The sequence below is a fragment of the Staphylococcus sp. NWU MK-U1 genome (genome assembly GCF_033283505.1).
In the GTDB taxonomy this organism is placed as follows: Bacteria; Bacillota; Bacilli; order Staphylococcales; family Staphylococcaceae; genus Staphylococcus; species Staphylococcus haemolyticus.
In genome coordinates, this window is the sequence record NZ_JAVSMG010000006.1 from 64,162 (window position 1) to 87,342 (window position 23,181).

Here is a 23,181-nt window from a genome sequence, read left to right on the forward strand (position 1 = left end):
TGATAAATGTTGGGTGATGATCTGATGGTAATAATTAATACGAAGTATGGGGCTTTTGAAGGTTTCACACATAAGAATTTAGATTTGTTTCTAGGCATTCCTTATGCATATCCCCCTATTGGACATCGTCGTTTTAAACATGCTAGTCCTATATATAGTTATGATACATTTGTTGATGCTACACAATTTAGAGCAATCCCTCCACAACCATTCAATAAATTAGAAACGTTCTTTTCAACTACGAAACAGAAATTTCAACCCAATGAAGATTGCCTACATTTAAACATTTGGCGTCAATCGACTGGCAAAGCAAAGAAACCTGTAATCATTTACTTTTATGGTGGCGGCTTTATAAATGGTCATGGTTCAGCAGAATTATATACTCCAGAACATATTGTTGAGCAACATGATGTCATTGTGATTACGTTCAACTATCGATTAGGTGCATTGGGATTTTTAGATTGGTCTTACTTTAACGCGCACTACGATAAAAATAACGGTCTGTCTGATCAAATTGCGGTATTAAAGTGGGTTGCACATTTTATTAAGTATTTTGGTGGAGATCCTGACAATGTTACATTATGGGGTCAATCAGCAGGCAGTATGAGTATTCAAGCTTTGATGCAGCAACCACAACTTGACCACTATTATCATCAAGTCATGTTATTAAGTGGCATATTGCAGTTAGATTCAGCAAAAACTGGCATGATGAAAGCACAACATTTTGATGATTTAATGCAACAACACTTTTCCGGAAAAAGTATAAATGATTTAGATGATCAAGCCATTCTACAATTAATGGCATATGACGCGGAAGCACGTGGCAAATCCAAAGGCTTAGAATTAATATATCAACCGATTAAAGATAGCAAGATGTGTAGGCCTCTAACTGAATTCAACAAACCCATTGTATTAAGCTATACGAAAGATGAAGGCGATTGTTATATCCGAAATGAATCACGAAAACTGAGCCCTCAACGTTTCGTTGATGTCATGAAATTAAATCATATTCACGTCGATTTCAGTCGTGTTCAAACTGGAAAACAACAAGCACATGTCGTGACGGAATTATATTTTAAACAGCCAACATTCATGTTACTTCAACAAATGAGTAATAATTCTTATCGTTGGTTGTTACGCTTTGATTGGGCTCGAGCTGAACATATTCATTTTGCAAGTGCTTATCATATTTTAGATTTAGTCTTCTGGTTCGGTAAGATGGATATACTACAGGGTCACTCTATTAAACTTTCGAACAATGAGTTCGAATTAAGCAAACGTATGATAAGTGACTTAGTTCATTACGCTAGAACAGGCACCATGCCCTATGAACCTTACTCTATAAATCACTTAGAACCACATGTATATAAATAAGGTAAACCCGTGATAGATGCATGCATCCATCACGGGTTTAAAATGGTTATATGATATTAATTTTTAGCATAATGTACGTTCTTTAATGTAAGTACAATAATCAGTCCTAACAAACCTATAAAGGCACTTACAAACGTGACCGCTTCAACATTCATATTTGAAACAACAAGGCCACCGATAATACCACCTAAACCAATACCTGCATTAAGACAAGACATATTCCAACTCATAACTTGACTTGTGTCACCTTCAACATGTTCGATAATACCACTTTGAATCGCAGGGTTCGTACTCCATTGCACGATATTCCAAATAAAGAGTCCAACTAATAATAGTACTGTTGTAGATAAAATTAAATTAATGGCTAACATAACTACAATAAATACTGTGAAAGCAATAATTAACCATCGCTTACTAGTCAATTTGTCAGCTAGTACACCACCCATTGATGTACCAACAACACCGGCAACACCATTAACGAGTAGCGCTAATGATACATAGCCCATGGAGTGACCATTCTCTAAAATAAGTGGATTGATAAATACAAACGTCACTGAATTAGCGATTAGAATAAGCAATGTAATTGCTAAAAACTTAACGACCTCAACTGGTCGAACAATATGAGATGTAACTTGATTATCATCGGAAACGCTATTATACATTCTATTGGCTTGATTGAGTTCCGTAGTAGTTGGAAGATATTTCAGCATTAATAAGCCGGCAATAAGACTAATAACAATAATAAATACGAATGTGAAACGCCAACCAATCCAATCACCAATCATCGTACCGATTGGCACACCAAAGACATTTGCCCCACTAAATCCAGTATAGACAACACCAATCATCTTACCTCTGTTCTTAGGTATCGTTAGCATTGCTGTCAGTGCTAAGACTTTGACGATAATTAATGATGCAGCGGCTGATGATAATATACGTCCGATGACTAAAATCGTAAAGTTAGGCGCTACGGCGATAATACCATTCCCTACTACAAAGGCAATTAAAGTCCATAATAATACGGGACGTGCAGGGTATCGATTGGTTAATTTAACAAGTATAGGTCCACATATTGCAAAGGTTAATGCATAAAGCGTGACAAGTTGTCCTATAATCGCTTCTGAAACACCTAAGTCATCACTCATTAAATTCATGATACCAGCGACCATCATTTCAACCATACCTACAATAAATACGCTGATGATAAATGTGGCTATCCGCATAACAGACATCATTCATACTCCTTTCATTTAATCATTTTTACATAAAAAAACAGCTACGCACTGTTCTTCAAGTTTCGTAACTGTTCCATTATATAATATTCACTTATATTTTTCTTCCCCAATGTTTTAAAAGAGACTTTCATTATTGTTGTATTGATGTTCAATAAGTTCTTGTAGAAATGCTGAAAGAACAAGTAATGCAATTGCGCCGTAAGTCACATAATTATTATGCAATATAAAATCAAAACCAAAATTCATATTAAAATAACTTTCAACTAGGCTTATTAAAAATCTAAATATATTAAATAGTGCAAGTAGTGTAATCATAATTCCAAGCAGATGAGATATAACTTTCATATAATTTGCTCCTTCGTTCAATGATTTAGTTATATAGTAAAATTTTCAAATTAAATACTACTTAGTTTAATCTTAATTTTTCCTTAAATAATAATTATCGGAATAGTTAAATGTTAAAAAGTTGTATAAGATAGGTATTGAGGTGGTTTAAATGAACGGCGAAGTACTTATTATTGAAGATGATAAAGATATTAATGAGTTAATGAAATTATCTTTAAGTACAAAAGGGATACAACACATTAAATCCGTTGATAATATTGAAGATGCAAAATTTGAATTATTGAACTTCAATTTTCAAGTTATATTATTAGATTTAAATTTAAAGTCTGAAGATGGTTATCAGTTATTGAAATATATTGATTTAGATGATACAGCCGTTATCGTAGTTACTGCTAAAACAACACATTTAGATGTTTATAAAGGCTTCGAACAAGGTGCAGTTGATTATATTAAGAAACCCTTTGATCCTATGGAGTTATATTATAGAGTGTCTTTACATTTAAATGATAAAGATCAGTCGATGTATCGTTATAATGATTTAACTATTAACTTCAATAGTATGGAAGTGTGTATTAATGATAAACCAATCAACCTTACGAATCGTGAATATAATTTATTAACGTATCTTGTTAAAAATAAGAACCAAGTACTTACGAAAGATCAGCTTTACGCTAAAGTATGGGGATACGATACAGGTGTCGATGATAACACTTTGATGGTACATATTAGAACTTTGCGTAAGAAGATTGAAGCGGCTCCTAATTCACCTAAGATGATTAAAACTGTACGCAGCAAAGGATACATGTTCAAGGAAGATGGCAATGATCAATAAATTTACATTAAAGTTTCTTAAATATATGACTATATTTGTACTTCTAAATTTCACTATCACGTGTATATTAATAATAATATTGTTTTTCAAAGTTTTACCTAATATTTATTGGGATATTAACGAAATTGAACCAACCTATTTAGAAACATACGGAGTTACCAAAGAACCAAATGACAATCTTAAATCGTTAGCCAAGAAGAGTAACGTTGATTTATATTTCGTCCGTAAAAATGGTGACATTCTCTACCCAAAATCGAAACGTAATACAAATATAAAGCCAACACTATTAAAAAACATAAATAATACAAATTCTGTTGTATCAAAAAAAGGCACGTATCTTGTTTATATTTATAGAAATAAAATGAAACAACCTAAAATAACAAATGGCGATGAAATCAAAACATCACAACTACTTGATAGTTTATCATCTTTAGATTTCAATCATTACAACTATTTGATTTCAAACAATGAACTTCAATTTGAGAAGAATCCAGGTCAAAGAACTATACTGTGGAATGATAACTTTGGCGAAGCCTTTAATGATAGCAAGAATACGTATATTGTACTTTTCATTTCGTTCATCGTTGCTAACATCATCTTAATTACTTTAACTGCCATTCTAATTTCAAAACGTCTGACAAGACCGTTGTCCTTTTACATTGATTGGATTGGCAATTTGTCTTTGGGCAAACTACATCAGCCTACGTCGAAACGTAAGCGATTTAAGAATCGTCGAACATATCCGGAACTGGACACATCTTTGTCGAAATTGAATGAACAAATGTTGTCTGATAAATTTTATCATAATCAAATGTCATATTATAAATCGAAGTGGATTAGTCAAATCTCTCATGATTTAAAATCACCACTTACAACGATTTATGGTTACTCTAAACTAATACAAGCTGATGAAGCGTCACAATCTTATGTTCAACTTATTTCGGAGAAAGCAACGTTTATGAGTGATTTGATTGATAGTTTGAATCAAACGTTTGATATGGAAACCAATCAGATGAAGCATGATAAAGAGAACTTTCCTATTCAATCAACAGTTAATCGTATTGCTCAGATTATTGGTTACCAATCCCTAACATGCGACTTTCATTTTGAAGATGAATCAACGTTTTATGGGAATAAATTGTATTTCGAGAGACTTCTGATAAATTTAATCAATAATAGTATTGATCATAATGAGATCAACCCTAGCATAAAAATAACTTTTTCTAAAATTGAAAATAACTTGATGATTGATTATAAGGATGACGGTCAAGGTTTGCCTCACGCTAATATTGATGCATTATTTAAACAGTCGTATACGTCGAAAGCGAATAAAGCTCAACATGGTATCGGTTTATCTATCATAAAAGACGCTGTTAATTATCATCATGGTTCAATTACACTATTACCATCTAAGCAAGGTGTACATTTCCATATCATATTGGTGGATACAGCATAGTAAATAAAAAGTCAGCTTTCATTTGGAGAATCAAGTGAAAGCTGACTTTTTAATTTAATTATCTTTCGCTTCTTCATCGGGTGCATTGAGTGCACTATTACGCGCCACTAATTGATGACGCACGTTAAAGAATTGGTTATAGCTTAAATATGTCGCAATTAACGCTGACATTATCGTAGCTGTGGTATGGATAAATACGACAAGTAATTGAAATTTAATCGCTTGTAGTGGTGGTACGCCACCAATAATCAAGCCTGTCATCATACCAGGAATAGAAACTAGACCATATGTTTTAACCGAGTCTATCGTAGGTACGATAGCAAGTCGTATACTCTCTCTAATTGATGCTTTAGAAGCCAATTTAGGTGTGGCCGCTAATGTAAGCTTAGATTCAATATCGGTAATATCTTTAACAAATGCTCGATCTAAATTCTGGTAAGCCAAATTAATCGCGATAAGGCCATTATTCGCTAACATACCACCTATCGGGATAACTTCATTTGCTTTGAAATCAATCGCTCCAGCTAATACAGTAGCAGTTAGCGGTAAAGCAGTTCCAATAAATATAGCGATAAATGAAATCCAAAAGACATGATGCATAACAGGAGAAGCACGGTTAATTGTGTTCCACGATGCGTTTATAATAATGATTAGCACTGCTAACATTAATATCCATGCTTGATCTATTTTGAAAATATAGTGCAATATAAAACCTAATATGATTAACTGTACAACTGCACGTACGGAAGCTACTACTAAATCTTTAATAATATGTAACCCTTCTTTATACGAAATAAAGATTGGAATTAATAATAATAATGCAGTTAAACAAAGGGCTGTATTACTCATTCTGATTTAACGCCTCCTCTTTCGTTATCTCACCATCACTAATTGTTATTCTTCTATGAAAATGTCTCATACTCTGGTCATCACTGTGCGTAATCCATAAGACTGCGACACCTTCTTTAACCATGTCAAAAATCATTTCTTCAATAATGTGCTTATTTTGCGTGTCGAGTGCACTTGTAGATTCATCTAGCAATAATATATCCGGACGATACATAAGTTGACGTGCAATCGTAATCCTTTGACGTTCACCTCCGGATAGATGTTCAATCTTAGAGTTTAAATCATACTGACCTAAGTTCACTTTCTTCAATAAATCGAGTGCCTTTTCCTTATCAAAGTGCGCATCACGAGCTAACGCTGGAAATGACATGTTATCCCCAATCGTCTCACCAAAAAGTTGACTCTGTTGCATGAGATAACTTATCTTCATACGCAATTCTTCAGGAGGATAGTCATTGAATGGCTTATCTTTGAAATAAAGTTCACCATCTGTCGGGCTAATTAGATTATTAATCTGCTTTAAAAATGTACTCTTCCCACTACCAGATGGACCTATGATTGCTACTGCCTCACTTTCATTTAATTGAAAGTTGATATTTTTGAGTATCATACGTCTATCCGCTTTATATGATAAATTTTTGATGTTTAATAACATCTGTTACTAACCTCCTCTTAACTATTACTTTTATTGGAAAATAAATTAAAATACTTTTTTATTTAATCTGTTCTAGCATCATTTATATCTATAATAACAAAAAAAGAAGTAAGATAAGCGAATTCAAGTTAACATTTCTTGATTCACTGTATCTCACTTCAATCCGTGTAAATCTATTACCAAATAATCGAAATAATAATAGAGAAATATGAAATTAAGTTATTTATCATATGCAACGTAATGGTGATTGCTAAGTTACGACCACTATAGTGATACGCAACAACAAATCCAATCGCCATAATTAAATATGGTCCAACTTCAAATGGAGATGATGCGCTTAGTACGTGTAATCCAGCAAAGATTAATACTGATACAACGTACATTGCACCATATGTTAATTTCTTACCGAGTTCATGAATAATGAGATGTCTAAAGAGTAATTCCTCAACGATTGGCGTAACGATTACTATATCTAAAAATAATATTGGCCAAATCCATCTCGTCTTAAAGAGTTCCTCAATTTGTTTATTATTTTCAGTATTATTAAACTGATATTTTTCAGGTAGCAATTCTATTAAATTTCCGTATAAAAATTGTGCCAAATACATCGCAATGAGAACAACAATAATCAGTATGATGTGTTTTTTCAAATCTTTAAAGCGTTGAATTGCTAATGGAATAAGCGATTTGCGATGCATTAAATAAAATAATAGTAATAACAGACACTGTCCTAATAAGACAAAAATTTGATTAATCCCCATTAATTGTTTTATGAAAGGATCTTGTGAGGTCTGACCCGTAATAGCTACAATCGTAATCATTACAACTATTGTTAATATCAATGGCAAAACAATATTAATAATTAAGTAGCCTGGTATAAGCCAGAAATCACGTTTAACAATTCGTTTTGATGCAAATTCATTGTTTAGTTGTGAATGCTTAGATGTTTCTTGCGAATGTTCATATTCATTTGTCATAAGTCTCTCCCTATCTATTCTTTTTGAATATGTAAATTTCAACTATTATCAAAAATTAAAAGAACTTCTCTACCATTGTAGTAATAAATATCACCAAATGTACAGAGCTATGATAAAGATATGATGCTGCTAAATTCTTTCCACTTCTTATGTAAATAATGATAGAGCCAATTGATAATATTAAATACGGTATCACTTCCATGATGGATATCAAGTCATATACCTGTACACTTACTTCTATCACTATACTCAATACAATAACTAACATCAAATTCAGCTTTTTTCCGAGTTCATGAATGATTAAGTGTCGATAAATTAATTCTTGAATTAAAGGTTGTAATACAACCACTGTAATAAAAGTAAACACGATTGCAATTGGATGATTGAATAGACCTTCAAGACGAAGTTGCGCTTGAGTTACATCATAACTTAAAGGTTTAGGTAGTTTCTGCGCTACAAAATTAAAAGTATAATATAGCAATATTGCACTGATACTCACACTAACTATTAATGGTAAGTAATTACGTTTAGCAATGCGAAGTTGTCTAAATGCCACATCAGCAATATAGAGTTTATGTAATGCAAAAAATGATACGATAACAATAAATTGCGCTATAACGAAACTGACGCTCAACATCAAATTATATAAATAGAGCGGTGGTGGGTCTTGCGTTATCATCGCATGAACACCTAGAACACCGAAAACAATAATAATTGGCATTAAAATTTGAAAAACGATGTAAATGGGTATTAATAAGAAATCTTTTTTTACTACTTCAGGACTTCCCCATTGATTTCTTAAACCCTCTTGTTTCAATGACTTTCCCTCTTTTTCCATAGGTCACCTCTTACATCTTGTACATCATACTTTATCATCGAAATACATGTATGTCATATATCATTTGTTATTCTATCAGATTATTAATATTAAGAAATTGAAAATTTCTTCCTAATTTAAATTGTAAAAGATTTACATTGGTGTATGATTTTAATTGTAGAAAGTTCAAAGGGGGAGAAATAAAATTGATTTCTATACTTACAGTTATGCAGTTTATTGTTAACATCATGATATTTATTGTGATTCTTTCAATAATCGGCTTAGTACTTGTGTTGCTATTTAAAGATAAAGGGCAGAATCAACACAGTGTCTTACGTAATTATCCTGTTCTAGGACGTGTACGTTACCTTGCAGAAAAGATTGGACCAGAATTACGTCAATACTTATTTGCTAATGATACAGAGGGGAAACCATTTTCAAGAAATCAGTACACAAATATTGTACTAGCAGGTAAATACAACTCTCGAATGTCTAGTTTTGGAACACAACGAGAGTATAAGGATGGTTTTTACATACGAAATACAATGTTTCCTTTACAACGTAATGAATTACAAATTGATAATCAAACTATGATTTCAACATTCGTCTATAAAGTGGACAATGAACGCTTATTTCAACGTGATGAACATCGAGATCAAACAGTTATTGATCCGTACTACTTAACAGACGATAATGCTATTATTCTCGGAAACAATTTAGAACATCCTTTTAAAATCAAACGACTCGTTGGTCAATCAGGAATGAGCTACGGTGCACTTGGTGGTCGTGCAATCACTGCATTATCACAAGGGTTAGCCCGTGCAGGCACATGGATGAATACAGGTGAAGGTGGATTGTCAGAATATCACCTTAAAGGTGGAGGCGACATTATCTTCCAAATTGGACCTGGTCTCTTCGGTGTTCGTGATAAAGATGGTAACTTTAGCGACGATCAATTTCTGAAGACGGCAAATCATAAAGAGGTCAAAGCATTTGAAATTAAGCTCGCACAAGGTGCCAAAACTCGCGGTGGTCATATGGAGGGCAATAAAGTTACAGAAGAAATTGCCAAAATCAGAAACATTGAACCTTATAAAACCGTGAACTCATCTAACCGCTTTGATTTTATAGACTCACCTGAAGACTTATTACAATTTGTAGATAAATTACGTCATCTAGGTCAAAAACCAGTCGGCTTTAAAATAGTAGTGAGTAAAGTTGAAGAAATTGAAGCATTAGTTCAATCAATGATTGATATGAATATATATCCTGATTTCATCACAATTGATGGCGGTGAAGGTGGTACAGGTGCGACATTCCAAGAGTTGCAAGATGGTGTCGGTCTACCATTATTTACAGCACTACCTATCGTAACTGGTATGTTAGAGCAACATCAAATTAGAGATAAAATGAAAATCTTTGCCTCAGGTAAATTAATTACGCCAGATAAAGTAGCGATTGCTTTAGGATTAGGTGCCGATTTAGTTAATATTGCTCGTGGCATGATGATTAGTGTAGGTTGTATTATGAGTCAACAATGTCACTTGAACACGTGTCCCGTAGGTGTTGCGACGACAGATCCTAAGAAGGAAAAAGCATTAATTGTCGATGAAAAGCAATATCGAGTAACGAACTATATTACTAGTTTACATGAGGGACTATTTAACATTGCGGCCGCAGTTGGTGTCAAAAGTCCGAATGAAATTACAAGTGACCATATTGTAATTAAACGTATTGATGGTTCAATAGAAAATATCATTGATTATAAATTGAAATTAATAAGTTAACTCGATGGCAAAGAGAGTTAAGGTTGGATAAAAATAATACTTTGAAGCTATATCGCTACCACCCAATAGCTGACTAGTAAGAGAAGGTACTCATATCAAGTACCTTCTCTTTTTTGTAATTTCTTGAATTAAGCGAGCACCAATTAAATAAACTCTCGGAAATTCTATCCCCTACCTTTTAATTCTTACTAATTCAATTTGATTTCATTCTAAAGTGCTGTATAATAATTAAAAATAAATTATCAGAATATTCTATTAATTGGAGGTAATATTTATGACAGACAATCATCCAAATTGGAAATTTGAAACACAAACGATTCATGCCGGACAAGTTATCGATGAATTCTCAAAATCACGTGCTGTGCCTATTTACCAAACATCAAGTTATGTCTTTGATGATACGCAACATGCACAAGACCTATTCTCTTTGGCTAAACCAGGTAATATTTACACACGAATCATGAACCCAACTCAGAATGTCTTTGAAGCACGTATCACACAATTAGAAGGTGGTGTTGGTGCATTAGCTACCTCTTCAGGTCAAGCTGCTATCACATTGGCATTACTCAATATTGTGGAAACTGGTTCAGAGATTGTAGCATCGTCTAACCTATATGGCGGTTCTTATAACTTATTAAACATCACCTTTGCAAAACTAGGTATTAAAGTTCACTTTGTTGACCCTAGTGATCCTAACAACTTTAAAGCAGTGATTAATGATAAAACAAGAGCGATTTATGCTGAAACAATCGGTAATCCAGCTATAGATGTATTAGATATTGAAGCGGTAGCACAAATTGCTCACGATAATGGTTTACCACTTGTCATTGATAATACATTTGCTTCTCCTTATTTATGTCGTCCATTTGAACATGGTGCTGATATTGTTATCCATTCAGTTACTAAATTTATAGGAGGCCATGGTACATCAATAGGTGGCATTATAGTAGATAGCGGTAAGTTTAATTGGGATAACGGTAAGTTCCCTGGATTAGTCGAACCTGATCCAAGTTATCATGGCATTTCATATACGAATGATGTCGGTGAAGCTGCATACATCACTAAAGCACGTGTTCAATTATTACGTGATTTAGGTTCAGCTGTATCGCCTTATAATGTTCATGAATTTTTAATTGGTTTAGAAACATTACATCTACGTATGGAACGTCACTCTGAAAATGCCTTAAAAGTTGCTCAATTTTTAGCTCAACACCCTAAAGTCACTTGGGTAAATTATCCTGGTCTTGAAAACAACAAATATCATAACTTAGCTAAAAAATATCTACCAAAAGGTCAAGGTGCAATTCTGACATTTGGCGTAGACGGATCAGTTGATGACATCGCTCGCTTCGTCGATAAATTGCAACTATTCTCATTACTCGCAAATGTAGGAGACTCCAAATCACTCGTCATCCATCCTGCAAGTACAACGCATCAACAATTGACTGAAGCGGAACAACGTCAATCAGGTGTACTTCCAGAAATGGTTCGTTTATCGATAGGTACTGAAAATGCTGAAGATATTATTAACGACTTAAATGATGCACTTAGCATTATTTAAATGATATAAATAAGCTGTAACGAATCTTGAGACATTAATTTATGTCCCCGGCTCCGTTACAGCTTTTCTGGTTCATTATTCATCTGTCATATTACTTTTTTGTTTAAAGTCTAATTTTTTTTAATTCTCTAACGGTCCCTTCCATATTGACCTTCTTATCATTTTTAGATGTTGACATTAAAGAGAAGTACTTCTCGACTTCTTTAATATCTGCTTTTTTATAGTTTATATCGATTGTTTCAACCCATTTTTCATGATTATTTTCTAAGCTATAAGATACACCTTTAAGGTCTTTCAATTGATGATGATCATGGAACGTCTTCTTAGCTTCTTTCTTAGACATACCGAAATCATTATACTTCAATGTTGTTACCGTTGATTGTTTTACTACTTTATTCTTTTTATAAGACAATGTCGTTAATACATGCTTCCCTTCCATGTCCCCTTCATATGTCTTAGAGCGTTCCTTACTACACGCGCCTAATATACTTACACTTAACACCATTAATATCGTCAATACAAAGAACTTTTTCATCATACTCATCTACTTCCCACTGTGTCATTTTTCAATTAAATTATAGCATTTACTTTATCTTATTATGTATAACATTACCAGATAATTTTGATTAGAAACAATTTTTTCAGAAAAACAAAAATCTACATGCTACAATGTTAGTAAATAATGACGTTAGGAAGTGTGTGCATATGAAAGAATCAATTGAATTATTAAAATCATTGACTGATGTGAATGGCATTGCTGGATATGAACGCAATGTAAAGGCAAAGATGAAAGAATATTTAGAGCCTGTAAGTGATGAAATTATAGAAGATGGTTTGGGTGGCATATTTGGTAAAAAAGCAAGTGACAATGGAACAAAATCACTTATGGTAGCTGGCCACCTAGATGAAATTGGCTTTATCGTGACTAAAATCGATAATAATGGATTTATTAAATTCCAACCTATTGGTGGTTGGTGGAATCAAGTCATGTTATCTCAAAAAGTAACCATTACAACAGATGATGGTACTGAAATCCGTGGTCTTATCGGTTCAAAACCACCACACGTACTTGACCCAGAAGAACGTAAGAAGCCTGTCCAAATTAAAGATATGTACATTGATATCGGTGTTCGAAGTAAAGAAGATGCTGAAAATCACGGTATCGAAGTTGGCAATATGATTACACCTTATAGTGAATTTGAAGAATTAGCGAATGGCAAATATTTAACTGCTAAAGCATTCGATAATCGCTACGGTTGTGCACTTGCAATCGATGTATTAAAAAGACTTAAAGATGAACAAATCGGTGTAGATTTATATGCAGGGGCAACTGTGCAAGAAGAAGTTGGCTTGCGTGGTGCTAAAGTTGCTGCTAATAAAATCAAACCTGACCTCGCTATTGCAGTGGATGTTGCAGTCGCATACGATACACCAGGAATGAACAACCTTGGAAGTGAGACGACTTTAGGAAATGGGCCTGTAGTAATCTTAATGGATGCATCTAATGTTGCACATCAAGGCTTACGTCAACATATTAAAGAAGTTGCAAGAAGACATTACATTACTGTGCAATGGGATACAACAGCTGGCGGTGGTACAGATGCAGGAAGTATCCATGTTGCAAATGAAGGTATACCTACAATTTCTATTGGCGTTGCCTTACGTTATATGCATTCAAATGTGTCAGTACTCCACACAGATGATTATGAAAATTCAGTGCACCTTGTAACTGAAATCGTTCGTTCACTAAATGATGATGCTTATGAGAGAATAAAATGGTAAGTTACTAGTTAAAATATTATGAATTTGATAGTTTAAGTCATATCATCAAAATATCGCATTTTCACACTAGTGTGTGGTGTGCTTAATATAATGAAGATTAACGTCATTTGACGTCACTAACCCCAGTCTACTGCCATAGACTGGGGTTATAATATTAACCTTCATTTTAATTTTAACTATTACAATTTATTGCTATTCTACTGAATTCTTCCAACTATCATCACTTAACATTTCTCCTGGCCAAGTGTAAGCCATAACACCACCATCAATTCGAACCGTTTCACCAGTAATAAATGAACTATCGTCAGATGCTAGAAATGCAACAAGTTTACCTACTTCTTCAGGTTTACCTAATCGACCTAATGGAGTGACCCATTTTTGATTATCGCGGAACGTTTTACCCGCTTCATCTTCTGAAGTACCAGCTAAATTGTCTACTAATGGGGTTTCAATTGTTCCTGGTGCAATAGCATTCGCACGAATATTCTCACGACCATATTCAATAGCGATGGATTTCGTAAAGTTAATGACTGCACCTTTGGCAGCGTTATATCCAGAACGATATAAGTCGGCAGCTTGTCCTGAGAATGATGCCGTATTAATAATAGAACCGCCTTGTTCCATCATTAACGGTAATAAGAATTTGGTTACTAAGAATGTACCTCTCATATCCACTGCCATAATTTTATCGAATACTTCAACAGGATACTCGTGGATTCGGCCTGCGCCATTATCTACACCCGCATTATTAAAGATAACATCTACACGCCCATACTCATCTCTAGCTTTATCCGCAAAGTCTTGGACTTGTTTATCATCTGAGATGTCTACTTTATACGCAGTAGCTTTACCTCCATTATGATTTATTTCTTCAACCGTTTTTTCTAATTCATCCGAAATATCAAGGGCGAGTACATGTGCACCTTCATTAGCCAAGGTCTTTGCTGATGCTTGACCAATACCTGTACTTGCACCAGTGATGACTGCAATTTTATTTTCTAAACGTTTCATAACGGCTTTCACTCCTATTTTCAAATTTCTTTAATGAAATTTAACTCATCTATACAATGTTTATCTTCCACACTTCAAACACCCTCAAACCTTATTCTCATAATGATAGCGCTTCATCACACAATTTAATTCCAATCTTATTTAATAAGTAATTATTATTGTACTTATCACATTAATAACCAATTCTTATACTTAAATTTCTGAAAATTGCTATATTTTAAAAATTAGTTTGTTATACTTTGAGTTAACTAACAAAGGGGGCCATTTTATGACCACTAATACAAAAGAAAGAACATCTTTAGTTAATAAATTTCTAAATGGTGTTGAAAAAGCTGGTAATAAATTACCAGACCCTGCAATGCTTTTCTTCTTAATGTGTGTTGGCTTAGCTATTATCACTTGGATTGTGTCTCTTTTTGACGTATCAGTGAAACATCCAGGAAATGGAGAAACCATACATATAAAGAGTATTCTTAGTACTGAAGGTATCGCTATGATTATGAATGATGCCGTTAAGAACTTTTCTGAATTTCCTGCACTAGGACTTGTATTAGCAGTGATGATTGGTGTCGGTGCTGCTGAGAAATCAGGATATTTTGATAAGTTAATGATTTCAGTTGTTAACCGAGCTTCAAAGCGAATCATTGTACCGACTATCATTTTAATTGGGATATTAGGAAGTCTAGCTGGGGATGCAGCAACAGTCATCTTACCCCCACTTGCTGCAATGATCTTTATTAAGATTGGCTATCACCCAATCGCCGGTCTTGCAATGGCCTATGCTTCTTCATTAGGTGGTTTTGGCGCAAACTTTTTAATTGGTATGCAAGATGCATTAGTCTATGCATTTACTGAACCAGCAACGAAGATTGTTTCAGATAGCGTCAAGATTAATGTGGCTATGAACTGGTACTTTATTGCCGCAAGTGTCATCTTAGTACTTCCTGTTATCTATTTCACTACAACAAAGGTTGTTATACCACGTTTAGGTGAATATGATGCGAGTCAAGCTAATTATGATGAAGACGAGGAAACATCATCTCATATTACGCCAACTGAAAAGAAAGCATTATTCTGGGCGAACATGTCATTTCTTTTACTGATTGTTGCCCTAATCGTATGTTGTATTCCAGAAGGAAGTTGGTTAAGAAATGCTAAAACAGGCAGTCTCATTGACGACTCACCTTTAATTAATGGTGTTGGTTTAGTGATTCTTGTTATTTTCTTAATTCCTGGGATGGTCTATGGCATTTTGAGTAAACAAATCAAGAACTCGAAAGATTTAGGTAGTATGATTAGTGACTCTCTTGGTTCTATGGGGTCTTTCATATTAATCGTATTCTTTGCCGCTCAATTATTAGCGTTCTTACAATGGAGTAATCTTGGTATTATTGTGTCAGTCTATGGCGCCAAATTACTTCAACATCAAAATGGTATCGTGCTTATTATAGGCATCATTATTCTTAGTAGTTTGATTAACTTAATTATAGGTAGTGCATCGGCTAAGTGGGGTATTCTTGCTCCAATCTTCGTACCGATGATGATATTACTAGGTTATCATCCTGCATTTACTCAAATGATTTATCGTGTTGGTGATTCAATTACAAACCCAATCACTCCGATGATGCCTTATATGCCACTCGTTCTATCTTACGCGCAAAAGTATGATAAAAATATGAAACTAGGTTCCCTACTTTCAAGTTTAATGCCATACACCTTTGCGTTAGGTTTCGTATGGACATTATTCGTTATCGCTTGGTACTTACTAGGTATTCCATTAGGACCAGGTGGACCTGTTAAAATTCCGAAATAATATAACAATTAAACATAATATTTTAGCCTTTTAAATGTGCACAAACCTCCTCTATCTTCGAGGAGGTTTATTTTTATGTAATCCCTTACAAAATTTTTACTTATTACTAAATATTTATAGCAGTCTCCCTTTTTCAAAGTGTTATATTACGGTAAAATAAAGGTATAGAAGTGTATTTTAATCAACATTATTCTAGTCATTTAGGAGGACACGATGGAAGAACGAATAGGTTTAGTAGATATTGGATCAAATACTATCAGATTAGTTATTTTTAACTTTAATAAAGAATCAGGAATTAATGAATTGCTCAACATTAAGACGCCTGCACGACTAAGCCAATATCTCACTAAAGATAATAAAATGAGTAAAGAAGGCATAAAAGTACTCATTGATGCATTACACAGCTTTAAATCTGTGTCTGATAAATTCAATGTAACTGAATTACATCCGATTGCTACTGCCGCAATCCGTCAATCTAAAAACAATGATGAAATTGTCAATGAAGTTAAAAATGAAGTTGGTATTGATATTAAAATCGTACCCGAAGAAGACGAAGCTTACTATGGTTATTACGCAATTACTCACACTACTGAAATTGAAAACGGAGTATCCGTCGACATCGGTGGCGGTTCAACTGAAGTAACGTTATTTAAAGATAAAGAACTATTTGAATCACATAGTTTCCCTTTCGGTGTCGTAACACTTAAAAGAAAGTTCTTCAACGACAAAAATCATAACGATAAAGGTGCTATTAAAGATATGGAGAAATTCCTATCTCAACAATTTGAATCTTTAGAGTGGTTGAAAGATCAAGAGGTTGCACTTGTAGGTGTCGGTGGTTCCGCACGAAATGTAGCTCGAATCCATCAAGCCGAACATTCATACCCTATTGGCGGTGTACACAATTATACAATGACGAATAAAGATATTGATGAAGTTTTTGATATCATTCGTAAAAGTGATCGCGATGATTTAACCAACCTTGACGGCCTAAGTCGTGACCGTGTAGACATCATCTTACCAGCTGTATCAGTGTTTAAAACGTTGTATAAAATTGTAGACGCTAAACAGTTCACATTCTCTAGAAACGGTTTACGTGAGGGATATGTCATGAAGCAAGTACGTGAACGCTACCCTGATGTCTTCGATAAAAATAATGTACGTAAAGAATCCATTCACTTCTTAGCACGTGAATATAAGATTGAAGATGTTAGTTCACAAGCACGTCTTAAATTAGCTAAATCCTTATTATCACAATTAATTGATATCGCTGATTTAGACATTAGTGATAACGATCAACGTCTATTTGAAGAAGGCGCTTATATTTACTACCTAGGTAGCTTTATCGATTCAGATTCAAGTTCTCCACACACGTACTACATCATTGCTAACTCTATGATTAACGGTTATACACATAAAGACCGTGTTAAATTAGCGTTACTCGCTAGTTTCAAAAATAAATCACTATTGAAATTCTATTGCAAAGAAACAGATTGGTTTAGCAATAAAGAAGTAGATACGATTCAAGCGCTCGGCGGCATCATTAAATTTATCAACGCATTAAACATTTCACAAACGAGCTTCGTAATCGATGTTGAATTGAAGAAAAAGAAAAAAGGCGACGAGGACTATCAATTGACTGTTTACTATACTGAAGGCGAGCCCATTGCAGAAGAATATCAAGCAAACAGACAGAAAAAACATATTGAAAAGATACTTAAAGGAAATGTTTCCATTATCTTTACAAAATCTTAAAATAAGTATGCTATCTTAAAGTTAGGATATTATGCCTTTTACTTACTAATTGAAAAGAATAACGCATATTTGAGGAAATGACGAGGTGTATTTGGAATGCAAACTCAATTGGGAGAAAATGATATTAGCTTACCGCAATACTACAACAACCGCGAATTAAGTTGGCTTGATTTCAACTATCGCGTACTTCAAGAAGCATATGACAAAAACAATCCGCTACTAGAAAAATTAAACTTTATATCTATTTTTAGTTCTAACTTAGATGAATTCTTCATGGTTCGCGTTGCAGGTTTAAAAGACCAAGTTAAGATGGGCTATGACAAACCAGAAAACAAAGCACAAATGACACCACAAGAACAAGTTGATTCCATCCAAGAAAAAGCTAAAAAATATGTTGATACACAATATGAACGTTATAACGAATTAATGACTGAACTTCAAGATTATGAAATAGTGATGTGCGAACCACATGAATTATCTGAACCTTTATTAAACAAATTAGAAAGAGATTTTAAACTAACGATTCTGCCAACTTTAACACCACTTGGCATTGATGCGTATCATCCTTTCCCTAAACTTAATAATAAAAGTTTAAACATCTTCGTAGACATTGATACTGAAGATGCGATTAATTCAGCAATTGTGCAAATCCCGTCACTCATTCCAAGATTCTTAACTTATAATGAAGGTGCTAAACAATATGTCGTCATGGTTGAAGACGTCATCACATACTTTATCAATTATTTATTTACTGGTTATGAAGTATTAAATACCTTCACATTCAGAATCACAAGAAATGCCGATTTAACGATACATGAGGATGGCGCTGAAGACTTACTTATCGAAATCGAACGTTTCCTTAAAGAACGTAAGAGTGGTTCAGCTGTACGTCTAGAAGTTGATGGTCGTACTGCAAATCCAGATGATTTAGACTGGCTTATCGAAACATTGGAAGTTGATAAGCAAGATGTTTATTTCTTAAATGGACCATTAGACTTAACATTTATTTTCGGCTTAGTCGATCACCTATCTCATAAATTAAATTATTTAACTTATGAAAAATATTCACCACAGATTCCACGTTCTTTAGGCAATAATAATTTATATGAACTTGCATTAAAACGTGATATCTTCTTCCATCACCCATACGAATCTTTCGAACCGATTGTTGACTTTATTCGCGAAGCTGCGGACGATCCAAATACAATAGCGATTAAACAGACATTGTATCGTGTTAGTAAAGACTCACCTATTATTAAGAGTTTAAAAGAAGCTGCTGAAAAAGGTAAACAAGTAACCGTACTTGTAGAATTGAAAGCACGTTTCGATGAAGAAAACAACGTACACTGGGCACGCATGTTAGAAGATGCAGGTTGTCACGTTATATATGGTATGACACATCTTAAGACACACAGTAAAATCGCTTTAGTCGTTAAACGTATTGGTGGCGAATTAACATCATTCGTTCACTTAGGAACAGGTAACTATAACGACAAGACTGCGAAACTCTATACAGATATGGGTATTATCACTACAAATGAACAAATTGCAGAAGATGCCATTAACTTCTTCAATTATTTAAGTGGGTACTCAGTAAAACCAGAATATAATAAATTAATCGTAGCACCATTTGATATTCGTGATGTCTTTATCGATCGCATTGATAAAGAGATTAGCAGTCACCTTCAACATGGCAACGGTAAAATTATGATGAAGATGAACTCACTTACGGATAAAGCCATCATTGAAAAGTTATTCGAAGCATCACAAGCCGGTGTGAAGATTCAACTCATTATTCGTGGTATCTGTTGCTTAAAACCAGGTATTCCTGGTATAAGTGAGAATATTGAAGTGGTAAGTATCGTAGGTCGTTTACTAGAGCACTCTCGTATTTATTACTTCCATAACAATGGAGATGAACGCATCTATTTATCATCAGCTGATGTAATGACACGTAACATGATTAAACGTGTAGAAATCTTATTCCCAGTTGAAGATAAAGAAATTGGAAAACGCCTAGTCGACTTCATGGACTTACAATTATCTGATAATCAAAAAGGACGCTACCAAGATGAACATGGTCATTATCACTATGTGGGAAATAACTTATCACCGTTAAATTCACAAGTCTATTTAATGCAAGAAGCAATTAAATATGGACAAGAACTTAAAAAACGTTCAGCTCAACCATCAGGTATGCCAGTTGTGTCTAAACGTCGTGCGAATTGGATGAATCGTATCCGTCGTTCTCTAAAGAAATAACATATAAAATAGGCAATGGTCGCTCATGACCATTGCCTTTATTTTTGTAAACAATTTTATTTCTTAGGGTAATCGTACCAATGATTTAAGAATTGGTAGAGAACATCACTATAGGTTTGTAGTTCTGATGCTTCTATCTTCTCATCTACGCTATGTGCTTCTTCTAAACTACCAGGCCCGTATAAAATAGTTGGTATACCAAAGTGTGCTGTCCAACCACCATCAGTTACAGTCGTACTCATACCATGCTTTAAATCCGTTCCATGAACAGTTTGATGTGCTGACTGTAATTGTTTAAATCCAGGATGTTCAGTAGGTATGGTGAAGCTAGGGAAGATTTCACCTTTATCTTCAATCATTGATTCACCGCCCCATTCAAACTTCAATGGATTCTCTCGAAGCCAAATATCAGCCTCAGCCACACGATTCAAGTAATCTTCTATTTTTGCAACTACATCTTCATATCGCTCGTTTGGCAAATAATGAACCGTTATCCATAAACGACATTCATCTGCAATGAATGCTGGATGGCGTCCACCTTCAATCACTGCCGGGTTAATGGTATTTGCACCTGGAGGCATACCAGGACTATGTTTCATTACAGCCCAGTGCTGTTCTAATTCGTTTAGTGCGTGAATAATTTTTGTCATTTTTTCAATGGCACTCGCACCAAATAGCCCACCACCAGCATGGATGGTTTGACTACGCGCACCATCATGAATGGTATTCTTACTTTTCACGGTAATCCAGCCGGTAATCACACCATCTTGACCAAGCACCATATTCTCACTTGTATCTAACACAAGTGCTAGATCAGCTTTAGGTCCAATTTCACAAGCAAGTTTCGTACCTGCTTCACCTACTTCTTCTCCTACGACAGACTGTACAATGATATCGCCTTTAGGTTGGCGTCCTTCTTGATGTAACTTTTCAAGAACATAAAATAATGACGCCATACCACCTTTCATATCACTTACTCCACGACCATAAAGCCAGTCATCCACTTGGGTTAATTCAAATGGTGAATACGTCCAGTTTGAATCATCATCTACTGATGCCACATCTACATGGCCATTTAATATAAGTTTAGGTGCGGAAGGGTCACTCCCCTTCAAAGTCGCGACAATGACACTATCATTCTTATAAAGTTGTTCCCGTTGAATACTAAATCCAAGTGCTTTTAATAATTCTTCAATCTCATCTTGCAAAGGGTCTGTATTACGTCCAGGTGGACTCTCCGTATTATAGCTAACTAATAATTCTAATAAGTTATAAAGACGTTTCTCCATCTTTGTCACTCCTCTAAATCTTAGTTATCCCCACTATCGTCCTTCATTACCAGTGTATCACGATAAAGATTACAAAAAAGGTGTTTCTTGCCAAATGACAAGAAACACCTATGACTATTATTATACTGGTCGCACAGTCACTTCGTTTACATTGACATGTGCTGGTTGTGTTAGTGCATAAACAATCGCATCAGCTATATTTTCAGGATCTAGTTTCTTACGACCACCAAAGTCACTGCGTTCTGTCATTGGTGTATCTACCATTCCTGGTAATATGCTTGTTGTTTTAATCCCTGTTTTTGCTAATTCTTTTTCTAAGCCATTAAAAATCATCAGTACAGCGGATTTAGTTGCACTATATAATGCACTTTCTTTAGATACTTCATTCGCAGATATAGATGCTAAATTTACCACATGTCCTGACCCTTGTGCTTCAAACTTAGGTAATATCGCATTGAGACTGTATAGAAGTCCTTTAATATTCGTATCAACCATTGAATCCCATGACTCAACTTGATAGTCTGTGATTTTTGATGAACGCATGACACCTGCACAATTTACGAAGATATCCACGTGTCCAAATACATCGATGGCTTTTGCTACTAATGCATCTACTTCTACTTGGTTTGTCACATCTGTAGGTACAATATGTATATTGTCTTCATTCATATCTTTCGCTACCGTATTCAATTTATCATGACTACGTCCTGCTAATACGACTTTAACACCTTGCTTCTCAAGTGCTTTTGCTGTTGCTGCTCCGATACCACTACTTGCACCGGTAATAATTGCTACGCGTCCGTTTAATTCTGTCATTTCACTTCATCCTTTACTTTAGATTCATAAAATACATTACCTTATTTAAAATGCATTAAACCTTTAAGACAATTCCCAGGAAATATTATTATGAAAATACTAAGATGAATTGTAATCTTTAAGAAAACGTATTAAAGTTAATATATGTAATTAAATCATTGGGCATATAGAAAGATAGGAGGATACACAATGACATTTGAAGAACGTATTCAAGCGTTACGTGCTGAAAAGAGTAGAACAAGTTTCTCGTTTCATTTCATCGATTTATATAGTGAAGAAGAATGGATGAATATGAGTGTGAAGCAACGTACACGCCAAGAGAGAGAATTTATCGCACAATTGGACCAAATTCCACGTGTAAGAATGCCATTCTCTAGTCAAGAAGGCTACAAGTTTAAGTTATATAATCAAGAATATCAATATAATGAAGTTAAGAAGAATTTCAAAGATTTATAATACACTGAAGCCCGTATCTCTATGGTAAGATACGGGCTTTCAACACATTATTCCAGAATGATTAGGGGTATATTTATGGTATGACTTCGACTGCTCACCAACGAAGGCA

General features: G+C 34.4%; 20 protein-coding genes. 10 read left to right on the forward strand and 10 right to left on the reverse strand.

Annotated elements, in window-relative coordinates:
• Positions 1-24 precede the first annotated feature (24 nt).
• Positions 25-1,374 (forward strand): carboxylesterase family protein, encoded by a 1,350-nt coding sequence (locus SBL16_RS09335; protein ID WP_317953826.1) that lies wholly within the window; start codon positions 25-27, stop codon positions 1,372-1,374.
• 56 nt (positions 1,375-1,430) lie between these two features.
• On the opposite strand, the gene SBL16_RS09340 is transcribed toward SBL16_RS09335, so the two are convergent.
• The gene (locus SBL16_RS09340; protein WP_107611525.1) at positions 1,431-2,606 is read right to left on the reverse strand and encodes an MFS transporter; all 1,176 of its coding nucleotides are present in this window, start codon (positions 2,604-2,606) and stop codon (positions 1,431-1,433) included.
• Positions 2,607-2,723: 117 nt separating this feature from the next.
• On the reverse strand, positions 2,724-2,954 hold the full coding sequence (locus tag SBL16_RS09345) for a hypothetical protein (RefSeq protein ID WP_107611524.1): 231 nt from the start codon (positions 2,952-2,954) through the stop codon (positions 2,724-2,726).
• 151 nt (positions 2,955-3,105) lie between these two features.
• Here SBL16_RS09345 and SBL16_RS09350 point away from each other — a divergent pair, with 151 nt between their 5' ends.
• Both SBL16_RS09350 and SBL16_RS09355 read left to right on the forward strand, forming a co-directional pair.
• Positions 3,106-3,786: a response regulator transcription factor gene (locus tag SBL16_RS09350; RefSeq protein WP_107611523.1), complete on the forward strand. Its 681-nt coding sequence runs from the start codon at positions 3,106-3,108 to the stop codon at positions 3,784-3,786.
• 79 nt (positions 3,787-3,865) lie between these two features.
• Positions 3,866-5,242, forward strand: a complete 1,377-nt coding sequence (locus tag SBL16_RS09355; RefSeq protein ID WP_233641571.1) for a sensor histidine kinase — start codon at positions 3,866-3,868, stop codon at positions 5,240-5,242.
• A 54-nt stretch (positions 5,243-5,296) separates the two neighbouring features.
• Here the strand turns inward: SBL16_RS09355 and SBL16_RS09360 are convergent, their stop codons facing one another.
• The 4 genes from SBL16_RS09360 to lnsB all read right to left on the reverse strand — a co-directional run bounded on the left by SBL16_RS09360 (position 5,297) and on the right by lnsB (position 8,561).
• Entirely contained in the window at positions 5,297-6,091 is a 795-nt protein-coding gene (locus tag SBL16_RS09360; protein WP_037550211.1) for an ABC transporter permease, read from the reverse strand.
• Complete coding sequence (locus SBL16_RS09365; RefSeq protein WP_317953831.1) at positions 6,084-6,746, reverse strand: ATP-binding cassette domain-containing protein; 663 nt, start codon at positions 6,744-6,746, stop codon at positions 6,084-6,086. The genes SBL16_RS09360 and SBL16_RS09365 overlap by 8 nt, the downstream gene beginning before the upstream one ends.
• 176 nt (positions 6,747-6,922) lie before the next feature.
• Positions 6,923-7,723: a CPBP family intramembrane glutamic endopeptidase gene (locus tag SBL16_RS09370; RefSeq protein ID WP_016930767.1), complete on the reverse strand. Its 801-nt coding sequence runs from the start codon at positions 7,721-7,723 to the stop codon at positions 6,923-6,925.
• Between the two features lie 55 nt (positions 7,724-7,778).
• Positions 7,779-8,561, reverse strand: a complete 783-nt coding sequence (gene lnsB, locus SBL16_RS09375; RefSeq protein ID WP_107611519.1) for a CPBP family lipoprotein N-acylation protein LnsB — start codon at positions 8,559-8,561, stop codon at positions 7,779-7,781.
• 188 nt (positions 8,562-8,749) lie between these two features.
• Between lnsB and SBL16_RS09380 the strand changes: the two genes are divergently transcribed.
• Positions 8,750-10,327, forward strand: coding sequence for an FMN-binding glutamate synthase family protein (locus tag SBL16_RS09380; RefSeq protein WP_317953861.1), 1,578 nt, complete (start codon positions 8,750-8,752; stop codon positions 10,325-10,327).
• Between the two features lie 274 nt (positions 10,328-10,601).
• Positions 10,602-11,888: an O-acetylhomoserine aminocarboxypropyltransferase/cysteine synthase family protein gene (locus tag SBL16_RS09385; RefSeq protein ID WP_107611518.1), complete on the forward strand. Its 1,287-nt coding sequence runs from the start codon at positions 10,602-10,604 to the stop codon at positions 11,886-11,888.
• A 103-nt stretch (positions 11,889-11,991) separates the two neighbouring features.
• On the opposite strand, the gene SBL16_RS09390 is transcribed toward SBL16_RS09385, so the two are convergent.
• Positions 11,992-12,426, reverse strand: a complete 435-nt coding sequence (locus tag SBL16_RS09390) for a YehR family lipoprotein (protein WP_317953835.1) — start codon at positions 12,424-12,426, stop codon at positions 11,992-11,994.
• A 167-nt stretch (positions 12,427-12,593) separates the two neighbouring features.
• Here SBL16_RS09390 and SBL16_RS09395 point away from each other — a divergent pair, with 167 nt between their 5' ends.
• A complete protein-coding gene (locus SBL16_RS09395) occupies positions 12,594-13,670 on the forward strand; it encodes a M42 family metallopeptidase (protein ID WP_107611516.1) in 1,077 nt (358 codons plus the stop codon).
• A 192-nt stretch (positions 13,671-13,862) separates the two neighbouring features.
• Here SBL16_RS09395 and SBL16_RS09400 read toward each other — a convergent pair whose 3' ends face one another.
• Entirely contained in the window at positions 13,863-14,681 is an 819-nt protein-coding gene (locus SBL16_RS09400) for an SDR family oxidoreductase (protein WP_107611515.1), read from the reverse strand.
• Positions 14,682-14,949: 268 nt separating this feature from the next.
• Between SBL16_RS09400 and SBL16_RS09405 the strand changes: the two genes are divergently transcribed.
• From SBL16_RS09405 to SBL16_RS09415, 3 genes are all read left to right on the forward strand, one after another.
• The gene (locus SBL16_RS09405) at positions 14,950-16,494 is read left to right on the forward strand and encodes an AbgT family transporter (protein ID WP_119472128.1); all 1,545 of its coding nucleotides are present in this window, start codon (positions 14,950-14,952) and stop codon (positions 16,492-16,494) included.
• 213 nt (positions 16,495-16,707) lie between these two features.
• Entirely contained in the window at positions 16,708-18,249 is a 1,542-nt protein-coding gene (ppx, locus tag SBL16_RS09410) for an exopolyphosphatase (protein WP_107611513.1), read from the forward strand.
• 96 nt (positions 18,250-18,345) lie between these two features.
• Complete coding sequence (locus SBL16_RS09415; RefSeq protein WP_107611512.1) at positions 18,346-20,511, forward strand: RNA degradosome polyphosphate kinase; 2,166 nt, start codon at positions 18,346-18,348, stop codon at positions 20,509-20,511.
• Positions 20,512-20,567: 56 nt separating this feature from the next.
• On the opposite strand, the gene SBL16_RS09420 is transcribed toward SBL16_RS09415, so the two are convergent.
• Positions 20,568-21,800 carry an acetylornithine deacetylase gene (locus SBL16_RS09420; RefSeq protein ID WP_107611511.1) on the reverse strand — a complete coding sequence of 411 codons (1,233 nt, stop codon included), beginning with the start codon at positions 21,798-21,800 and terminating at the stop codon, positions 20,568-20,570.
• Between the two features lie 120 nt (positions 21,801-21,920).
• A complete protein-coding gene (locus SBL16_RS09425) occupies positions 21,921-22,616 on the reverse strand; it encodes an SDR family oxidoreductase (RefSeq protein ID WP_037570697.1) in 696 nt (231 codons plus the stop codon).
• A 189-nt stretch (positions 22,617-22,805) separates the two neighbouring features.
• On the opposite strand from SBL16_RS09425, the gene SBL16_RS09430 reads away from it, so the two are divergent.
• Complete coding sequence (locus SBL16_RS09430) at positions 22,806-23,072, forward strand: DUF1413 domain-containing protein (RefSeq protein WP_053016455.1); 267 nt, start codon at positions 22,806-22,808, stop codon at positions 23,070-23,072.
• Positions 23,073-23,181 lie beyond the last annotated feature (109 nt).